Origin of the sequence: Shewanella sp. SM68 (genome assembly GCF_025653925.1) — a bacterium.
GTDB classification, from domain to species: domain Bacteria; phylum Pseudomonadota; class Gammaproteobacteria; order Enterobacterales; family Shewanellaceae; genus Shewanella; species Shewanella oncorhynchi.
Genome location: NZ_JAKKRU010000006.1, coordinates 137,668 through 155,932, shown reverse-complemented (window position 1 = coordinate 155,932; position 18,265 = coordinate 137,668). Strand labels below are relative to the sequence as shown.

At 45.3% G+C, this 18,265-nt stretch carries 18 protein-coding genes; 3 read left to right on the top strand and 15 right to left on the bottom strand.

Annotated features, from left to right (window positions below; all coding sequences use genetic code 11):
• Position 1: 1 nt before the first annotated feature.
• From cysW to L5M40_RS11910, 9 genes are all read right to left on the bottom strand, one after another.
• Positions 2 to 853, bottom strand: a complete 852-nt coding sequence (gene cysW, locus L5M40_RS11950; protein ID WP_014609850.1) for a sulfate ABC transporter permease subunit CysW — start codon at positions 851 to 853, stop codon at positions 2 to 4.
• 4 nt (positions 854 to 857) lie between these two features.
• Complete coding sequence (gene cysT / locus L5M40_RS11945) at positions 858 to 1,682, bottom strand: sulfate ABC transporter permease subunit CysT (RefSeq protein ID WP_011790693.1); 825 nt, start codon at positions 1,680 to 1,682, stop codon at positions 858 to 860.
• A gap of 68 nt (positions 1,683 to 1,750) precedes the next feature.
• Positions 1,751 to 2,764, bottom strand: coding sequence for a sulfate ABC transporter substrate-binding protein (locus L5M40_RS11940; protein ID WP_263176890.1), 1,014 nt, complete (start codon positions 2,762 to 2,764; stop codon positions 1,751 to 1,753).
• 89 nt (positions 2,765 to 2,853) lie between these two features.
• Positions 2,854 to 3,027, bottom strand: coding sequence for a YezD family protein (locus tag L5M40_RS11935; RefSeq protein ID WP_105250676.1), 174 nt, complete (start codon positions 3,025 to 3,027; stop codon positions 2,854 to 2,856).
• A 69-nt stretch (positions 3,028 to 3,096) separates the two neighbouring features.
• Positions 3,097 to 3,747 (bottom strand): alpha/beta hydrolase, encoded by a 651-nt coding sequence (locus L5M40_RS11930; RefSeq protein WP_113940224.1) that lies wholly within the window; start codon positions 3,745 to 3,747, stop codon positions 3,097 to 3,099.
• 259 nt (positions 3,748 to 4,006) lie between these two features.
• Complete coding sequence (locus L5M40_RS11925) at positions 4,007 to 5,509, bottom strand: DUF3300 domain-containing protein (RefSeq protein ID WP_263176888.1); 1,503 nt, start codon at positions 5,507 to 5,509, stop codon at positions 4,007 to 4,009.
• A 148-nt stretch (positions 5,510 to 5,657) separates the two neighbouring features.
• On the bottom strand, positions 5,658 to 7,022 hold the full coding sequence (locus L5M40_RS11920; protein WP_198572432.1) for an ATP-binding protein: 1,365 nt from the start codon (positions 7,020 to 7,022) through the stop codon (positions 5,658 to 5,660).
• On the bottom strand, positions 7,015 to 7,710 hold the full coding sequence (locus L5M40_RS11915; protein WP_105250672.1) for a response regulator transcription factor: 696 nt from the start codon (positions 7,708 to 7,710) through the stop codon (positions 7,015 to 7,017). The genes L5M40_RS11920 and L5M40_RS11915 overlap by 8 nt, the downstream gene beginning before the upstream one ends.
• 2 nt (positions 7,711 to 7,712) lie before the next feature.
• Entirely contained in the window at positions 7,713 to 8,015 is a 303-nt protein-coding gene (locus L5M40_RS11910) for a PepSY domain-containing protein (protein WP_105250671.1), read from the bottom strand.
• Positions 8,016 to 8,382: 367 nt separating this feature from the next.
• Between L5M40_RS11910 and L5M40_RS11905 the strand changes: the two genes are divergently transcribed.
• Complete coding sequence (locus L5M40_RS11905; RefSeq protein ID WP_198572430.1) at positions 8,383 to 9,327, top strand: choice-of-anchor H family protein; 945 nt, start codon at positions 8,383 to 8,385, stop codon at positions 9,325 to 9,327.
• Positions 9,328 to 9,407: 80 nt separating this feature from the next.
• Positions 9,408 to 9,881 carry a peroxiredoxin gene (locus tag L5M40_RS11900; protein ID WP_113940228.1) on the top strand — a complete coding sequence of 158 codons (474 nt, stop codon included), beginning with the start codon at positions 9,408 to 9,410 and terminating at the stop codon, positions 9,879 to 9,881.
• Between the two features lie 71 nt (positions 9,882 to 9,952).
• Here L5M40_RS11900 and L5M40_RS11895 read toward each other — a convergent pair whose 3' ends face one another.
• From L5M40_RS11895 to L5M40_RS11885, 3 genes are all read right to left on the bottom strand, one after another.
• Positions 9,953 to 10,342, bottom strand: a complete 390-nt coding sequence (locus tag L5M40_RS11895; RefSeq protein WP_113940229.1) for a YgiW/YdeI family stress tolerance OB fold protein — start codon at positions 10,340 to 10,342, stop codon at positions 9,953 to 9,955.
• Positions 10,343 to 10,496: 154 nt separating this feature from the next.
• Positions 10,497 to 11,762, bottom strand: a complete 1,266-nt coding sequence (locus tag L5M40_RS11890) for a sensor histidine kinase (protein ID WP_198572429.1) — start codon at positions 11,760 to 11,762, stop codon at positions 10,497 to 10,499.
• Positions 11,734 to 12,402, bottom strand: coding sequence for a response regulator transcription factor (locus tag L5M40_RS11885; RefSeq protein ID WP_131525518.1), 669 nt, complete (start codon positions 12,400 to 12,402; stop codon positions 11,734 to 11,736). The genes L5M40_RS11890 and L5M40_RS11885 overlap by 29 nt, the downstream gene beginning before the upstream one ends.
• A gap of 86 nt (positions 12,403 to 12,488) precedes the next feature.
• On the opposite strand from L5M40_RS11885, the gene L5M40_RS11880 reads away from it, so the two are divergent.
• The gene (locus L5M40_RS11880; protein WP_131525519.1) at positions 12,489 to 13,781 is read left to right on the top strand and encodes a DUF5666 domain-containing protein; all 1,293 of its coding nucleotides are present in this window, start codon (positions 12,489 to 12,491) and stop codon (positions 13,779 to 13,781) included.
• Between the two features lie 37 nt (positions 13,782 to 13,818).
• Here L5M40_RS11880 and L5M40_RS11875 read toward each other — a convergent pair whose 3' ends face one another.
• The 3 genes from L5M40_RS11875 to ompR all read right to left on the bottom strand — a co-directional run bounded on the left by L5M40_RS11875 (position 13,819) and on the right by ompR (position 18,002).
• Positions 13,819 to 15,789, bottom strand: a complete 1,971-nt coding sequence (locus L5M40_RS11875; protein WP_219251400.1) for a methyl-accepting chemotaxis protein — start codon at positions 15,787 to 15,789, stop codon at positions 13,819 to 13,821.
• A 128-nt stretch (positions 15,790 to 15,917) separates the two neighbouring features.
• Complete coding sequence (gene envZ / locus L5M40_RS11870) at positions 15,918 to 17,234, bottom strand: two-component system sensor histidine kinase EnvZ (RefSeq protein ID WP_219251399.1); 1,317 nt, start codon at positions 17,232 to 17,234, stop codon at positions 15,918 to 15,920.
• Positions 17,235 to 17,276: 42 nt separating this feature from the next.
• Positions 17,277 to 18,002 carry a two-component system response regulator OmpR gene (gene ompR / locus L5M40_RS11865; RefSeq protein WP_006079507.1) on the bottom strand — a complete coding sequence of 242 codons (726 nt, stop codon included), beginning with the start codon at positions 18,000 to 18,002 and terminating at the stop codon, positions 17,277 to 17,279.
• Between the last annotated feature and the right edge of the window lie 263 nt (positions 18,003 to 18,265).

Below are 18,265 nucleotides of genomic sequence, written 5' to 3'. Positions count from 1 at the left end.
TTTAGTTAATTTGATGTTTGCGCTCATCTTTCCACTCCACAAGGCTTTTCAGCACGATAGTGACCAGTGCTAAACCTGTGAGCAGGGATGACACGGCAAACGCGGCCGTAAACATGTATTCGTTATAAAGCACTTCTATGTGTAGCGGCATAGTATTGGTCTCACCGCGAATGCGTCCAGAGACCACTGCTACCGCCCCAAACTCGCCCATAGCACGGGCATTACACAGGATCACGCCGTAGAGTAAGCCCCACTTAATGTTCGGCAGTGTGACGTACCAAAAGGTCTTTAAACCACTGGCACCTAGGGTGAGTGAGGCCTCTTCTTCATCTTTGCCCTGTTGCTGCATCAGTGGGATGAGTTCACGGGCAATAAAGGGTAAAGTGCCGAACATGATGACAATGACTATGCCCGGAACGGCAAAAATCACTTTTAAATCATGGGCAGCAAGCCAAGGCCCAAACCAGCCTTGGGCACCAAAGAGGATCACAAAAATCAGCCCGACCACGACGGGTGAGATAGCGAAGGGCATATCGATTATTGAGATCAGTATGGTTTTGCCTCTAAACTCAAATTTAGCAATGGCCCAAGCGATGGCGACACCAAAAATAGCATTGGTGGGCACAACAATAATTAACACTAACAAGGTGAGGCGAATGGAAGCGAGCGCATCGGGATCGGTCACGGCTTGCCACCAGACCTTGAGACCCGCTTCGAATGCGCCGTAGAGCACAACCGCTAATGGCAAAACCAGAAACAGTGCGAGAAAGCTTAATGCGATCCCGATTAAACTCCACTTTATCCAAGGTGCCTCAGTGGTAGCTTGATGATTTACAGTCGATATTTGGCCCATAGACTTAACCTCTTTTACTCGCCCACCACTGTAGGCTATTAATTAATAACAATAAGAGGAAAGCTGCTGCGAGCATGACCACGCCGATAGCCGCAGCGCCGTTATAGTCATATTGCTCAGCTTTGGACACTATCAGTAGCGGAGTAATTTCGGTGCGATAGGGCAAATTGCCCGAGATAAAAATGACGGAACCATATTCGCCTACTGCACGTGCAAAGGCTAAGGCGTAACCCGTTAATAATGCAGGCAATACCGCAGGTAGGATCACTCTTCTTATGGTGGTTAATCGATTAGCACCGAGGGATGCTGATGCTTCTTCAAGTTCCTTTGAAAAGTCTGCTAAAACCGGTTGCACTGTTCGCACGACAAAGGGCAATCCAATGTAAGTTAAGGCGATCACAACACCAATTTGACTGTAGGCGACTTTAATGCCCCATAAATGTAAATATTGACCTACCCACCCGGTCGTTGAATAAAGCGTTACGAGCGCGATACCTGCGACAGCCGTCGGTAAGGCAAAAGGCAGATCGACTAAAGCATCGACGACTTTTTTACCAAAAAATTGATAACGTACTAACACCCAAGCGACGAGAGTCCCAAAAATGGCATTAATGCTGGCGCCAATAAAAGACGCCGTAAATGACAGCTTGTATGAGGCTACAACCTGAGGATGACTAATGGCGACCCAAAAGTCAGCCCAACTCATTTGCAGCGTAAACAGAACTAATCCGGCTACAGGAATAAGAAATAGCAAACTTAAATATAAAACTGAGAAGCCTAAGGTAATACCAAATCCAGGTAGCACAGATTTTATGACAACCTTGCTCATATCATTATTCCGTCGCGAGATAAGTGAAACCAATGGGCGGTTTCGTATTAATGAAACCGCGTAAAAGATTACTTGCTAATCTTGGTTAAAATAGAATCGAATTGACCACCATCATTAAAATGAGTTTTTTGTGCTTTGTTCCAGCCACCAAAAACCTCATCAATGGTAAAGAGCTTCAGTTGTGGAAACTTGTCTTTGTATTGCAACGCAATGTCTGGGTTTGTCGGGCGATAAAAGTGTTTTGCAGCTAGGTGTTGTGCTTCATCAGTATAGAGATGTGCTAGGTAAGCTTCTGCTAACTTACGTGTCCCTTTGCGATCGACATTTTTATCTACCACTGTCACTGGTGGCTCAGCAAGAATGCTGACACTTGGAACAATGATTTCAAATTCACCTTTTCCTAACTGCTCAACAGATAATATGGCTTCATTTTCCCAAGCGATGAACACATCGCCAATTTTTCGCTGTACAAAGGTATTGGTTGCGCCACGGGCGCCAGAGTCCAGCACTGGTACGTTTTTATAAATCTGAGTGACAAACTCTAACGCTTTTTCTTCTGAGCCGTATTGCTTCAGTGCATAACCCCAAGCGGCGAGATAGTTCCAGCGCGCCCCACCTGAAGTCTTAGGATTTGGGGTAATGACTTCGACACCTTCACGAACTAAGTCATTCCAGTCATGGATGTTTTTTGGATTTCCCTTGCGAACCAATAGCACTATGGTTGAGGTATAGGGCGAGCTATTGTGTGGTAGGCGACTTTGCCAATTTTCAGGAATTAAATCCGCTTTTTGCCTTAATGCATCAACGTCATAGGCCAGTGCCAGAGTGACAACATCCGCTTCTAATCCATCGATAACTGAGCGAGCTTGCGAGCCTGAACCACCGTGAGATTGACGTATGGTTGGGGCTTTATGGCCTTGTTTTTGCCAGTATTGGCTGAAGATTTGGTTATATTCCCGATAGAATTCACGGGTTGGATCATAGGAAACATTCAATAGCGTATCTTCAGCGAGTGCGAGAAAACTAGTAGAGGCCAAAACTAAGGTGAGTGTTGCTTTTTGTAGGAGAGATAAAATATTCATACCGAAATCCTCATATTATTTAATAAGGCTTCCGGTTGACCGGTCAGCGATGTGGTCTAACTGTGTTGATTGGGTGGTAAATTTCGTTTTTATTTCGACGGCGTAACTTGGTCTAAACGAATTTTTTCTTTCTTTTCTAATTGCACTAATTTCCCATGGTGAAAGGTTAATTCCACTGTCCCAAACTCAATTCTACCCAGTAGTTTTTCTAAACTATTGACGAGCACGGGGATCACGGTTTGTAGATCTTCTTTGGTTGCCATATAAGTCCTCATGTAAGTGGTTTTTGACAACGTAATTGGAATTATAATCAAATATTGATAACTAAAAAGTTACATTTTGCGATTTGATATTCTTTTATGTAATAAGTGTGTCTTTTGTGTGTTTGAGTTTGTGAGATCGTTAGACAGGCTCTGAGTTGCACTTTCTATTTGATAGATAAGATTACCAATAAGCACATCAATGAGGGGCCACTGTCCATGTCCGGAATCGACATTAATGTGGCCACTTAACCCTAAGTTGATTGTTGGGAATCCCAATTTTTTTGCCAGTTTTGCAGCTTGATTAAAGGGCATCCAAGGATCGTTTTCACTGGCAATGACAAGCCCAGTGACACCTAAGGGATGTCTTGGCAACAAGTGTTTGATCGTTTGAGTGCCATCGTGTTCAGGCAGAATGTGTCCATTCTCAGAAAATCGTGCTGGTGATGCTGGCGCGACTAAAATAGCTGCTGCTACCCGCTGTGGATGATGAGCGATGGCAAGGCTTGTCGCTAAACAGCCAAAACTGTGGGCGAGGATGAGGATTTCACCTTCGATTTGATCGATTGCGCGGCAAATGGCATTGGCCCAGATATGAATCTTAGGCTCCAATAGTGGTAAGTCATTGACCCATATAGCTGATTCATATTTTTGTGCAATCCAACTTTGCCAATGTAAAGGGCCGCTACCACCAAACCCTGGCACAATTAATAAGGTTGCCATATTTCATCCTCCAAGATGTGAGTTTATAAGAGAGCCAAATGACGACCGGATGAAGCCAGTTTGACTCGCACTCTGACTATATCTGCAAATTTGGTTATTAAAATTGTTATTTGTAGTTCATTTTGGAATATGAGATATATTTAGGGTATTAACTCTGGAGGAAGTTGCCTTTGTGAGGTGATGTTACAGATAAATAATCCATAAAAATGCCCAGTAAGAGGGTGAGTCTCCTGGGCACTCGTTTTCAGTTTATATCTTGTTATTCCCTATGACGGCGTTCTTGACTTTGAGTTGATCGACCTTGGTTATGTTCTACCGAGCGAGCGGTTTGCGCATTTTGGCGTGGCTCACTTTGTCTCACTCTCACTTCTTCGCGTTGTCTAGGCGCTGCTTGTCTTGGTTGTTCAATCCGTTGTGGCTCTGTACGTCTTGTTTCAGGTCGTGGCGTTTCAACTCTTGGGGTCATAGTTCTTGGTTTTTCTTGCCTTTGTGACTGTGCCCTTTGTTGATCGACATTACGCGGCTGTGACTCCCGAGTTTGATATTGCCTTTGCTGAGGCTCCTTTGATGGCATTGGCTTTGACTGCACGGGTCTTGATTGCATGTCATTACGCTCCTTGTGGGTTGGTGTTTGTACCATAGGGGCGGAGCGACGTTCCTTTAACTCGGCTTGCGTTTTTTGATAACTCGGCGTGCGGTTATCACGTTCACGGCTGACGTTGTGATAGTCTTTATTATCACGACTTTTATTGCCCTGATTACTCATATTACCCAGATTACTATGGGTATCTTGGCGTTCTTTAGACTTCGAATATTGGCTATTGAAGTGCTGTTTACTGCCGCTTGAGTGTGAATCTCTGCCGCGATATTTATCATCATGGTAATAGCGTTGTTTCACCACTGGATTGTGATAACTCACACCGCGTCTATGTTCGGGTTTATGTTTCCAAGGTTGTGCGCCATGGCTGACACTGTATCTTTCCCGTGGGCGATATCGGTGTGAATGGCGATAGTCGATCACCACCACTTTATGGTTGTGCCAGTGGAACGAACTGAAGAAGTAGTTAAAGGAAATATGGATGCCCGGTGACCAGTAGAAATGGTTATGACTCGGACGATAGGGATAGCCAGCATAGCCGCCAAATTCCCAATATACAGGAGGATAAGCCACACCCCAACGCCATGTGCCGTAAACCACGCGTGGATCGTAATAGGGGACGTAGACGATTTCTCGCTTAGCGGGTTCTATGATGATCTGATTGTTGGCGCGGGTAATTGCCATGTTATCCATGTCCGCTAAGCTATTCGCTTTATCAGCCTGTTGTCTTAGGGACTGAATGCTGTTCATCACTTGGCCTTCATCTTCTAAGAAGGCTTCACCGAGTCTTTGAGTCCATTCGAGATCTTCACTCATTTTTTGCAGCAGCGTCGGGAAGGCCAGCAAGGCTTTGACGCTCGGGTCCCAGTCCTGATCTTCGGCTTGCGACATAATTTGGTCGATCGATGATTTGGGGCGCTGGGTTAACCAACGCTGTGCCTGCACTATTTCGAGTGGATAAGTTGAGGCAATAAGTATGTGGGTCAATAAGCTATCGGGATACAGGGCAATAGGCGCCAGCATTTGTTCGAGTTTGGCTTGGCTTGCCGCTGTGCTCGATCCTTGGCTCGCAGATATGCCCGCAGCCTGTGCTGTGGTAGTGAAAGGCAAGGCCACTAATGCCGCCGTTAACACTAGCCAATTCCATCGATGTAGTCTGTTCATGGTTTGCTCCAATAATCCTGTTCGAGGATGTTATGGGCATATTAGGCGTGTGAATATGAACATAAGCTGAAAGTGTTTTGCGGTTAAATATTTATTTATAGCCAAGTTTTAAGAGAAGTAATAAATCTATCACATTGAAAATAAAGACTTAAACTGAGTGTGCAAAGCTGATGCTAAATTTGGCACCACCTAAGGTTTCTGAGCGAGAGACAGAAATTCTGCCGTTATAGCTGTCGACTAAATCGCGCACGATAGCAAGCCCAATACCATTACCTTGAAGGTAGGAGTCTGCGCGAATACCACGTTCAAAGATTTGATTTTGCAGGGCTTCACTGATCCCTGGGCCATCATCTTCGATACAGATTAGCAGTTGATAGGCATCGCCTGTGACCGTTAATGTCACCGTAGACTTCGCGGCTTTACAGGCGTTGTCGAGTAAATTGCCTAGAATTTCAGTCAGATCTGCTTCATCCCCTTTGAATACTGCGTGTTCTACCATCTCGCCGCTGAGATTGATTTGTGGCTCTCGATAAATCTTAGCTAACGTGCGTAATAACTTAGCGGCGATTTCATCGACACGAATACCTAAATGCCACGAGGCCGCCGCTGCGGTTTGGGCGCGTTTTAGCTGGTGGCCAATGATCCGGCTGATCACTGATACTTGCTCACTGGAGGATTCGCTTAAGTCGGCCTGACTCTTGATCACCGCCAGTGGAGTTTTGAGGCTATGGGCTAGGTCGGCCAAGGCATTACGATAGCGTTTTCGTTGGGTTTGTTCGGTATTGAGCAAAATATTAAGCTGCCGAGCAACCGCTTGTAATTCAGTGGGGTACTGGCTACTTAGCTGCATCGACTTACCTTGCTCGACGGAATGTAACTCTTGGGTAAAGCGTGCTAAAGGTCGCAACGTCCACAGTAACCAACTTAATTGAAACACTAACATGACTAACATTAAGATCAGCAGCCAAGTCCAAAGCTGTTGATTAAACTGATCAATTTGCTGCTGAAATTCTCGCTCGTCTTTAATGATGTGGATTGTCACTGGCACGTTTTGATTTTGGCTGGCAAAACTGACACTAAAGCTATAAATCAAATGGAGTTGATCGGCGAGCTCGATTTGCTCAAATGCGCTTTGACCTGTGGCTGGGATGGTAAAATGTGGCGGTGGCGTAATCCCCATAAAAGATTGCGAGTGCCACACTATATCTTGTTTGCCGCTGGCGTCTTCAGTGGTTGCAATGGCATACAGTCCTGATTGAATGAGGTTAAAACGATTCTCTAACACTAACTCTGGGATGGAGATTTGTTTGTTTTCGACTTCAGTCACCGCGAGAATCGAATAGACATAGGCACTGAGTTCATTCTTGGTTGCGCTTTTAACTTGTTCAGTAAAGGCATCGTTTAAGGCAACGCCGATCAAAGGTAATAACACTAAGATAAATAATAGCGCGCTGGCAACTAAGCGCGCTTTAAGGGAGTTTAACACTTGCCACGCCATGGCGCGTTTACTCATCGGCTGCTTGCCCGGACGTTAACGCTTTTAGGCGATAACCTTGGCCGCGCAGAGTTTCAATTAAGTTGTATTGATTATCTGGGTCGAGTTTTTTGCGTAACCGGCGGATAAAGACTTCGATGACGTTAGAATCTAAATCAAAATCCTGATCGTAAATATGCTCTGTGAGTACAGTTTTTGATTTGACTTCGCCTTGATGCAACATAAAAAATTCGAATAACTTGTATTCAGAACCACTGAGATTAACCAGTTCTTCGCCTTTACGTACTTCTAGACTGCTGGTGTTAAGGCTAAAGGGGCCGTTGTAGATCAGGGGGCTGGCCTTACCGGCAGAGCGACGGATCAGGGCTTTTAGTCGTGCGATGAGTTCTTGGGGATGGAAAGGTTTCGTCAGATAGTCGTCGGCACCGGCATCGAGTCCTTCAACCTTATCTTGCCAACTGTCCCTTGCGGTTAAAATCAGGATAGGAAAGTCGCGTTTTTGTTCACGCACGCTACGGATCAAGGCGATACCATCGAGTTTAGGTAAACCTACATCGATAATTGCTGCATCATAGTTGTATTCGAGCGCTTGAAATAAGCCTTCTTCACCATCACTCGCCACATCGATACTGTAATGGGCATCGAGGAGATGTTGCTTTAAGTTAGTCTGTAGTTCTATATCATCTTCAACTAGTAACAATCGCATCGTTAGTTCCTCGAGACTCGGCCCGTTGCGGCATCTACTGAAACAGAAAATACTTGGCCATCATTATTGAGGATTTTAATACGATATCCCGATCCGCTGGATTGTACGCTCAATACTTTGCCTTGAAATTGTCGTTGCGCCATTGCCACCGCTTGATCAGGGCTATTGACCGCTAGACGGCGCTGCTCATTCTTCGCACCTTGGTTACGAGGCTGATTGCGATCATCATGTCTATCATTACCTGCTATGCAACCAAAGGAGGCTGATAAGCAAGTGATTAGGGCCAAGGTCAAACCAAGTTTCATATCGGGTACCCGCAATGTTCAGCGATCTTAAGTTAATGAGTGAGATGGATAACTTATCGAGTCGACTAAGAATACCTCATCACCTTAACAAACACATAGAGATCAGCCAATTGGTTGGCACAATTCCTTCAAAATTAACTCTGGCAGTTATTTTGTTATTCGTGACAGAACTGAAGTTCTGTTGGCGAGTCTATCTCTATGCTCGTGCTTGTATCGTTTAAGTTTGGTGAGTGTTACTCATTCCAGATGAACTCGGGCTGAACGTATCTTCTAGCTGAGAACAGTGAGTGTTGATGTTCAGCTTATGTTCACCTTCATTGCACTTTAATAGCTCCAATTTGAACGGGTTATCCATAGGATATTCAAGATGAACACACTCAATAAGCAAGATATGGCAGCCACAGTTAATATTAAGCTATTTATGGCAACGGCTATTGCTGCGTTGTTTTTAGCGTCATCTGCCGCTAGCGCTCAGCCCCGCGAACTGGAGTCATCGCAAAGCTTAACGCCATTTACTGCAGCCAGCGTTGGCATTGCTAAAAAAGCGGAAAATAGCGAGCAAGCTGCCGAGCAGGAACAACAAGCCTTAACTTTGTTACAACAAGCCGCGCCCGCAAAAAATGTCACTGAAGTCGCCGCTGCGGCCGTGAAATCCTTGGCGCCAGCCTTATCATCCAAAGCGCCGACGGCAAACCGAGTGCAACTTATGGGCGCCTCGCCGATGACGCGTGAGCAAGTGACAGCGAAACATGCGAGCCAAGGGATTCCGAGTTCGAGCGCGACCAGTGACGATCCCTACCGCGCACCTGTGTATCACAGCTTTTCGATTTTTGATGCCAGCAGTCGTTTGTTTGAAGACTTTGACTACGATGGGTTTTATCAAACGTTTAGCGTGACCTTCGACGTTGATGTCAATGGTGCATATCTTAATGAAAGAGCTGATTTATTTGCCGAGCTTTATCTCAGTCGTGATGGTGGCCCTTGGGTGCATTACTACACCACAGACGTATTTACCATTTACGGCGATTCGACACAGGACGATTACGAAGTGTTGACCACGCTCTACACGGGTTATGCGACGGATCACTATGATGTGTTGATTGATGTGTATGAAGTGGGTTACAGCGATATTGTTGCGACCATTAGCGCCGATGAGACCGATAGTTTGTATGCGCTGCCATTGGAGAGTAGCGATCGAGACAGAGAGCCCGACATTATCGTTGTTGAGGAAAGTGGCGGCGCCTTCTCAGTATTAGGTTTGTTATGTCTTAGTTTGTGTGCGGGGCTGCGGTTGAATCGAACTCGAGCCTAATCGCCCTTATTTCTCTCGGTGTTTATCTGCGGTAAATAGGGCTAGTATGGATGAGTTATTTTAACTAAATGGAGAAAGACATGATTGCTCAAGGTCAAACATTACCTGCTGCCACATTAGGTCAACTGACTAAAGATGGCATGGTGAATCACCAAGTTACCGAATTGTTCGCGGGTAAAAAAGTCGTATTGTTTGCAGTGCCAGGTGCTTTTACTCCAACGTGTTCTGAAGCGCATTTACCTGGCTATGTGGTATTAGCCGATCAATTTAAAGCGAAAGGCGTGGATTTGATTGCCTGTGTTGCTGTGAACGATGCCTTTGTGATGAAAGCGTGGGGCGAAGCACAAAATGCCTCTGAATTAATGATGTTAGCCGATGGCGATGCCAGCTTTACTAAAGCCTTAGGTTTGGAGATGGATACTGCCGGTTTTGGTGGAGTGCGTTCACAACGTTATGCCATGATCATCGATAACGGTGTAGTGACTCTACTGAATGTAGAAGAGCCAAAGGCTTTTGAAGCCAGTAAAGCTGAAGTTGTTTTGGCTGCTATCTAAGCGTATTTAAGACATGAAGTTTGGATGTGACCAAAGCCAGCCATTCATTGGCTGGCTTTAACTAAATCCATTTATTGTACGATTTGAATGTTGTCTGCATCTATGGTCACTTCAGACCAATCTTTATCCACTTCACCACGAATAATGACCTGAGTCTCAGGTGTTACTGTGTTGCCGCGCCATAAATCATCATCAATTTCGACCTTAATATCACCCGTAGCGTCACGGAAAATATAATCATCGTGTCCAATGGAAGAAATGATATGGCCCGTTAACTCAATTTGGGCGTCATCACTGGCATTGAGCGCGCTCACCACATCATGAATCACTTGTCTTGCGCTCGGCCCTTGGAAGCCACCCTGTATTTGAGGTTCACCCGTTGTAGGTTGAAAGCCTGCTTGGCTGGCCATAGTCGTGAATGAAAGTGCCATTGCGAAAACGGTAAGAGTCATTTTATTCATCTGTTTGTCCTTTCTATGGTTTTATGTAACTCAGCCTCAATGGCTATTACAGTGTTGCGAGCATAGTGCCAAGACAAGCGTGAAGCGGTTGTGAAGATTGGGTTTGCAACTCAGAATTTGCTAAAACGAGGTCATTTATCCAAGCTAACTTCAGTTAATGGGCATTATCTATAAACTGAACATAAGCCTGATAGCTAGCACCATCGTTTTGGGTTGAAAATGCCCAGCCCATTCGCTCGCAAATACGTTCAATAATAATTAATCCGCAGCCATAGCCTGATGTATCAGTACTTTGAGTGCTTAGTGGATTCAGTATCCATAATTGGTTGCTTTGCATCGTAATTTCAATGTTTCCGACACTGTAATTGAAAGCATTTTTAATTAAATTACCTATCACTATGTCAATAAAGCTCAGTGGCGCCTTGATGCTCAAGCAATCTTTAAGCGTTAAGCTGTAGGTGATTTCTTGCTTGGCAAAGTGTTGTGCCATCTCAGCTAAAATGTGTTCAAGGCGTGGTGCTAAATCAATTTGGCTGTAGTGCTGGGATTCAATGTCTTCTTTTCCGAGAAGTAAAAAGGCCTCGGTGAGCGTTTTCATTTGATGCCCTGCGTAATCAATACGTGTAATGGCTTTTTTGACCATTAATTGTTGAGCCTCGGTTGTCGCATTGGGGATTTTTTTGAGCAATTCGACCGAACCTTGGATCACCATAATGGGCGTGCGTAGTTCATGGGAGGCAAAACGGCTAAATTCTTGTTCCCGAGTGAAGTAGGCGGCAATTTTAGCTTTGTTGCTTAATAGGGTTTGCTCAATCTGGCGGGTTTCACGGTATGAAGTACTCGGTGTTGATGTCGGTCTTTTTGGTGATAGTTGATTGATTTTATTTTCAATCTCAGCGAGTGGACTGGATAGCAGACGTACAAAATACAATCCATACGCCATGATAAACAGGAGCAAACCTATCCCCATAATAGAGATCAAAATGTGCATTCTATCTTCATAACTATCAAGGAAATCGTCCGCGTCATCCTTATAAACCACATACAACAGCCCTTGCCCAGAAGGATGAGCGGATATCAAAAAGTGTTTATCTTCGTCACCCAGTTGATGTTCGTAAAATCCGGTATTTTGATAAGGTTGCAGCCAAGCTGGTACAAACTCTTTGCTCCAATATGTTTTCAATTCATTGATATCGGGGAGCTGTGCTTTATCACCAAACCTTTGATAATTCTTTAGATATTCGCGAGTCTCTGTGGCCAGCGTTTGCTCGAGGCTAATCTTCTCAATTTGTTCTTCGGCGATATAAATGAGGCTCCAAAAAATGGCAAACATCAAGCTAGTTAATACTAAAAAAGTGAGGCGGATTTTTTTATATAAACTCGGAAAATGCTCAGGGGATAAGTCGGTAACCTTGGCCATGGATAGTCTCTAATTTTGAGTCTGAAAAACCTTTATCGAGTGCACTGCGTAAGCTGTATATGTGGCTGCGAAGTGAATCACTCGAAGGTGCATCATCTCCCCATACTGTATCTACCAATTGCTCTTTACTCACGATAGCGGGCGCATGTTTTAGTAACAGTGAAAGAATGGTGCGCTGAATTTTACTGAGCTTAATTTCTTTACCAGCACGGGTAACTTGATGGGTTTGCAAATTTAAACTGATATCACTGAAGCGCAAAATACCCACATCTAAACGTGGGCCACGATTATGCAGTGAATGTAGTCGTAAGCATAATTCTTCCATCGCGAAAGGTTTATTTAAAAAATCATCCCCACCTGATGTAAAAGAATCAATTTTATCCTGCAAACTATCTTTGGCGGTTAAAAATATAATCGGTGTATTACAATAAATTTCTTCACGCAGTTTTTTGACCGTATTAATACCGTCTAATTTGGGCATCATAATATCCATTATGATGACATCGTAATGGTTTTGTTGAATTAAATTGATTGCACTTTCCCCGTGATATGCACAGTCGGCAATAATCCCCTCTAGGGTTAAATAATCCATGATTGTTTCAATAACATCATGATTATCATCAACAATTAATACTTTCATAGGTTAATTCATTTCTTCACATTTGCTTGACGATCTTCATACTAAGATGCCCAGCACTGATTTAACAAGACATAATAGGGAAGAAAATGAATAAACTCTTAGTCTGTATTACGGCCATTTTGCTGGCAGGTTGCGGTGGTAATGATTCATCAACAGATACCTCTAAACCCGATCCTATCGTTCCACAACCTACGTTACCCGCAAAAATTAACGGTACAGTAACAAATATCGCTTCTGACAATAATTCGATTACGGTCAATGGATATAACGTCAATATCGCTAATGCTAAGATTCACTATGGACAACAGCCGTTAGAGGTTAATGCCATTCAAATGGGGATGAGGGTCAAAATTGATAATGAAGGCCAACAGGCTAAAAATGTCATATTAGATCCAAGCCTCGTGGGTGAAATCAGTTCCGTTAATCAAAATACTATTGCCGTTAATGGGATTAATTTAGTCGTTAAACCAGCGGACGCGACCCAGTATAAAGTAGGCGATTGGGTGGCGGTAAATGGTTATCCAACGGTAATGGGAGAATGGCAGGTTAATTCTATAAACCTTATCCCCAATTTTGCGTTTGCTGAAATCGAGGGACGTGTCTCTGGATTAAATAAGGCTGCGCAACAATTCAATATCGGTTCGGCAGTGATTAATTATGCCAACGCACGTTTAGAAGGCAGCTTACAGGAAGGCGCATGGGTCGAAGTGGAAGGCCAGCAAAGTGGTGCTTCATTTTTTGCCTCTGAAGTCGAGGTGGAAGATACGGCGTCTTTTAACGATATGGAGCTAGAAGGGACTATTACTTGGGTCAACCAAGATAAAACGCAGTTTGAGCTTAATGCCCGTACTCGACTCTATGTCACTACAAATACTCAATTTGAAGATGGCAAGCAAGCTAACTTGGTTGAAGGCAAGCTAGTCGATGTAGATATTCAATCTATGCCGCAGGGTTTATGGGCCAGAGAAGTTGAATTTGAAACATCACATGATAATGGTGGAATACCTCCAACCTTAGGTAAAAAGTTCGAGCTAGAAGGTCTGGCGACACTGACTACCAATAATCAGCTACAAATTAATGGATTTACATTTGATATTGATGCCAGAACTCAATTCGATGACGGTTTAACCTTAGCGACACTTGACCAAAAATGGATTCAAATAGAAGGTGTTGAACTCGCAGACAACCAGTGGTTAGTGAAAGAAATTGATCTTGAAGTGCGAAGCAATGAGCTTGATTTGTCGGGTTTAGTGATGCAAAAGACCTTGTGGGGCTATCAAGCGACTGATGCTTCATTAACGCCATTTGAAGGCAAATGGGTTGATGTCGAATGCCAGTTCGATGGCTCTAATATCCACAATTGTCGAATCGACGATTAAACACAAATAGAGAAATTAAGTGAATAAACGTGCGGTTTTAGGCCGCACGGTTTATTTGGCTTTGCCCAATCCCCAAGCTGGTTTCAATATCTTCTACACTCTGCTGTACTTCTTGGGCGATGACCTCACTCTGCAGTGAACTGGTTTGCGCTTGTTCTTTTAAACTATCCATAGTGCGAACAAATTCATCGAGATAATCGACTTGCTCTTTGGCATTGAGCGAGCCTTGTTTGGCGGTATTAGCCATTTCACTTGCTTGGTTTTGCACTGTTTGCGCCACTTGCCACAGACTCTGAGCACGCAGTTTCTGGCTGCTGGTGGCCTGTGCTATGCCATCGACACTCTCACTGAGAGCATGATTTGATTGGGTAAGTTGTTGCAGAATTTTCACGATCTCATTCAAAGACACTTGGGTGCGTTGGCTTAAATTACGCACTTCATCGGCCACCACGGCAAAGCCGCGACCTTGCTCGCCAGCCCGCGCAGCTTCGATGGCAGCATTAAGGGCGAGTAAGTTAGTTTGCTCGGCAATATTGCCAATCACATCAATGATTTTCGATACATCCGTCACTGAGTTATTTAGGCTTTCAAGGGACGAATGGCACAGACCGACCGCGGTTTGTGTTTGCTCGGTCGCGCTCAATACCGCCTCTGCTTGTGCTTGACTCGACTGCATTTGGCGCATGGTTTCGGCTGCGCTGTCTTCCACGAGTGCCGAAGTGTGGCTCACCTCATTGGCGAGGCTGCGGATATGCTCGGTCTGTGTTTGCGTATCGGCCACAATCGTTTGGGTGTGCTCTGTGTGTTGTGATAGCTGAGTAATGCGTGCCACCAGTTGGCTTAATGATTGAGAAACCTTAGTGATTTGCTGGCGCTGTGCCTCGTCTTCCTGTTCAAACCTGTGCAGTAACTGGTTGAAATGACCTGCTATTTGGCCCGTCTCGCAGCGACGATTAATGTCTAAACGCTCGCGGCTGTTCGATTCGCTTAATTTCATAAAAGCTTGGTTGAGACGTTTTAGCGGTTTGACGACGCGATTTTGCTGCAGGATTAAATAACCAATCGCAAACAAGGCCATGATGGAAACCATAGTGTAGAGGATTAGCTGTAACTCATATTTCAGCTGCTGGTTCTTTGCTGTCTGGGCCTCACCTAAGCCAATAAGTTGTTGTTCCACATTGCTAATCGCTTGAATGAGTTGATCTTGCATCTCTTGGTTTGTTTGCAGTAATTGGTGGGTATTGGCGACTTCTTTGTTGTATCGATTGGCGAGACTGAGCAGTTCACTGCGGTCACTCTCGCCGATTTCAATTTGTTCCGGTTCGCTTGCGCCGAGTGCAAATTCATCGGCTTCTTGCTGCTCATATACACCGATTAACGGCAGAGCGCTGAGGGTGTCGTGCCACGTATTTAGCTCTTTGCTGGTGCTGTCTAAAATGCCCTTGAGCTGCTGATTTTTACCGATCAGATAACCATCGGTCAGTTGGGAAAGTTGGTAGACGATAGAAGGTAAATTGCGGCTCAATTGCAGATATTGTTCGGCGACCGCCGCATTTGTGGCTAAGCCTTTATCGGCATAGCTGCCCAGACGACGGTTGTAGTCGAGCATTTCAGATTCCGCGTGGGCGAGCAGTTGCCTAGGATTGCCAGCGAGTTTACCCGCGGCGCGGTACTTGGTATCTAAATCTTGAATGAAGTTGCTTAGGCTGGCTTGCAAGTCATTGTCGGTAGCGCCCATGGCTGCGAGGTTAAGCTGCGTGAGCTGGTTTTTAATGGCGCTGAGTTTGGTTTTCGCTTGTTCAAGTTGGCTAGCGTTGCCACTGGCTAAATAGCCATCGAGATCGCGGCGTACACCGACGAGAAAATCCTGCTGAATAGCTTGTAATGTCAGTGTTTGCTGCTCAATTTGTTGCCGCTGATCACTGCTCCACAGCACTACGGCTGCTAGCAATCCCGCGAGCAATAACAACAGGGCAGAAGCAGAAAGCGACAGCGTTGAAATTTTCATTTTGCAATCTTCATAATGGTCAGAGCCAGTAACTGTGCTGAGTTTATGAATTTAAGGTGACATTAATATGACAAGTGCTCACTTGGATGTCAGCGTTGTCATTTGATTTGCAAATATGTGATCTCGCGTTATTCCAGCGGCAGCCACACTTGGGCTTTTAAACCGCCTTCGGCGCGGTTGGAGAGGGTAATTTGCCCTTGGTGTCTGTCGATAATCCGTTTGATAATGGCGAGGCCTAGGCCCGAACCAACACTACCACGGGCGATATCACCTTGGGTAAAAGGTTGAAATAGTTTGGTAATTTGCGACTCATCGATCCCTGGTCCATTATCTTCAACACTAAAACCGATACGCTTGCCATCGAACTGCGAGCTAATGCGGATCCAGCCTGAACCATAGCGAAAGGCATTTTCGACTAAGTTGCTCAGTACCCGTTTAATGGCAATCGCTTGGAATTGAGCTTCTGGGCAGTCAGTTAACAGCACTTCAATTTCACCAGCGCGATTGGCTTCTGCTTGAGCGATATCTTGAATGAGTTTATTGATTTGGCCTAGCTCACGGCTGGTTTCCTGATCTTGGCGAATGTAAGCAATAAATTGGCTGATGATGGCGTCCATATCTTCGATATCGTTGACTATGCCATCTTTAAGATATTGATCTTCTTCAACCATCATCTCAGAGGCGAGGCGAATACGGGTGAGCGGCGTGCGCAAGTCGTGGGAGATCCCCGCCATCAATAGCGCTCTGTCCTGCTCCAGTTGCTTCATGCTGTGTGCCATCTGGTTGAAAGCATTGGTAACTTCGACAATTTCACTCGAACCTTTTAGCGGCAAGGGATCGGGAAATTCACCGCGGGAGACTGAAATCGCGGCTTTTTGTAGTCGCCTAAGTGGGCGGTTTTGCTGGCGAGCAAACCACCATCCCCCAGCGACACTAAGTGCGCCAATCACCATTAAATAAAGGGTGAGTGGCGAAAGATCTGAAACATTTTGGCCGATAAGTGGCACTTTTATCCAAATCGAGGGCGCTTGTGGTGGACGGATCCAAATCTGTAATACGCTGCCATGGGTGACGCGGACTTCGGCATCGCCACCAAGATATTCCGACATCTGCGATGACCAGAAACCATAGTAAGTGGCTTGCTCAATACCTGCTTCATGCGCTTGCTGTTGATTGTAGATTTTCATGCCATCGTCGTGGACTTTGGCATTAAGGGCATCGACTATGGTTAAGTGTTCGCGGCCAATATCTATGCCGTCGACAAACAGTAATTTGACTTGGCGAGCGATTAACTGATTGATTTGTTGGTAACTTGGCTTAAGTACATATACTGCGACCGTGACGTAAGACACCAGCTGATTGATCAGTAATAGACAACCAATCAGCATCACGGTTTGACTAAATGCGCTGCGAGGAACAAACCGCCACCAAAACTTAGCTTTCATCGTGGGCTCAATAACCGCAGGAGATTAAGATGGCAACGCGGCTCATCGACGCGCGGCACCATCGGGTACAAACACATAACCTAAACCCCAAACCGTTTGAATGTAGCGAGGATTCGCGGGATCTTTTTCGATTAAGCGGCGCAGACGTGACACTTGCACGTCGATGGAGCGTTCTAGCGCCGAATAATCGCGGCCACGGGCGAGGTTCATTAACTTATCCCGAGACAAGGGCTCGCGTGGATGGGTGACGAGCACTTTAAGTACGGCAAACTCACCGCTAGTGAGTGCGATGGATTCGTCGCCGTGGTACATCTCACGGGTGGCTAAATCTAGCGAGAACTCACCGAAGCTAATCTGTGCTTCCTGCTGGGCTGGCGCACCGGGCACATCTTGGGTTTGGCGACGCATCACGGCTTTGATCCGCGCGAGCAATTCCCGTGGATTAAAAGGTTTTGGCAGATAATCGTCGGCGCCTAACTCTAGGCCAATAATACGGTCGACTTCATCGCCCTTGGCCGTCAGCATCACGATCGGAATAGGATTACCTTGCTGGCGCAAACGGCGGCAGATAGACAGGCCATCTTCACCGGGTAACATCAAGTCGAGCACGAGTAAATGGAAGTTTTCGCGTTCTAATAGGCGGTCCATCTGCTCGGCATTGGCCGCGCTACGCACCTGATAACCTTGCTCCATCAGGTAACGCTCGAGTAACGCTCGCAGGCGCATATCATCATCGACGACGAGGATTTTCGAGGTTTCTTGTCCCATGGGATGTCCTTTAATTGCTCAGATTGGTGCTTACTTCTACTGATGAGAAACAGTTAAGATTAACCAACTGGCTGAAATTGAAAACGAATCTGCCTAATATAGCCGCATTTAACCAAGGCGACTAGCTCACCTTAGTAACTTGAATGCGATAAATGCTGACATTGATTGCCCAATGTTAATATTAAGCAAATGAAATTGCATGGGAATACTCGCGTTTATTCACGCTATAGCTGAAATTGTAACTAAATTGGCATCAGCAAAAG

Coding starts and splice junctions, on each gene's coding strand:
- cysW (WP_014609850.1), bottom strand. CDS start 853: ATGGGCCAAATATCGACTGTAAATCATCAAGCTACCACTGAGGCACCT.
- cysT (WP_011790693.1), bottom strand. CDS start 1,682: ATGAGCAAGGTTGTCATAAAATCTGTGCTACCTGGATTTGGTATTACC.
- L5M40_RS11940 (WP_263176890.1), bottom strand. CDS start 2,764: ATGAATATTTTATCTCTCCTACAAAAAGCAACACTCACCTTAGTTTTG.
- L5M40_RS11935 (WP_105250676.1), bottom strand. CDS start 3,027: ATGGCAACCAAAGAAGATCTACAAACCGTGATCCCCGTGCTCGTCAAT.
- L5M40_RS11930 (WP_113940224.1), bottom strand. CDS start 3,747: ATGGCAACCTTATTAATTGTGCCAGGGTTTGGTGGTAGCGGCCCTTTA.
- L5M40_RS11925 (WP_263176888.1), bottom strand. CDS start 5,509: ATGAACAGACTACATCGATGGAATTGGCTAGTGTTAACGGCGGCATTA.
- L5M40_RS11920 (WP_198572432.1), bottom strand. CDS start 7,022: ATGAGTAAACGCGCCATGGCGTGGCAAGTGTTAAACTCCCTTAAAGCG.
- L5M40_RS11915 (WP_105250672.1), bottom strand. CDS start 7,710: ATGCGATTGTTACTAGTTGAAGATGATATAGAACTACAGACTAACTTA.
- L5M40_RS11910 (WP_105250671.1), bottom strand. CDS start 8,015: ATGAAACTTGGTTTGACCTTGGCCCTAATCACTTGCTTATCAGCCTCC.
- L5M40_RS11905 (WP_198572430.1), top strand. CDS start 8,383: ATGAACACACTCAATAAGCAAGATATGGCAGCCACAGTTAATATTAAG.
- L5M40_RS11900 (WP_113940228.1), top strand. CDS start 9,408: ATGATTGCTCAAGGTCAAACATTACCTGCTGCCACATTAGGTCAACTG.
- L5M40_RS11895 (WP_113940229.1), bottom strand. CDS start 10,342: ATGAATAAAATGACTCTTACCGTTTTCGCAATGGCACTTTCATTCACG.
- L5M40_RS11890 (WP_198572429.1), bottom strand. CDS start 11,762: ATGGCCAAGGTTACCGACTTATCCCCTGAGCATTTTCCGAGTTTATAT.
- L5M40_RS11885 (WP_131525518.1), bottom strand. CDS start 12,402: ATGAAAGTATTAATTGTTGATGATAATCATGATGTTATTGAAACAATC.
- L5M40_RS11880 (WP_131525519.1), top strand. CDS start 12,489: ATGAATAAACTCTTAGTCTGTATTACGGCCATTTTGCTGGCAGGTTGC.
- L5M40_RS11875 (WP_219251400.1), bottom strand. CDS start 15,789: ATGAAAATTTCAACGCTGTCGCTTTCTGCTTCTGCCCTGTTGTTATTG.
- envZ (WP_219251399.1), bottom strand. CDS start 17,234: ATGAAAGCTAAGTTTTGGTGGCGGTTTGTTCCTCGCAGCGCATTTAGT.
- ompR (WP_006079507.1), bottom strand. CDS start 18,002: ATGGGACAAGAAACCTCGAAAATCCTCGTCGTCGATGATGATATGCGC.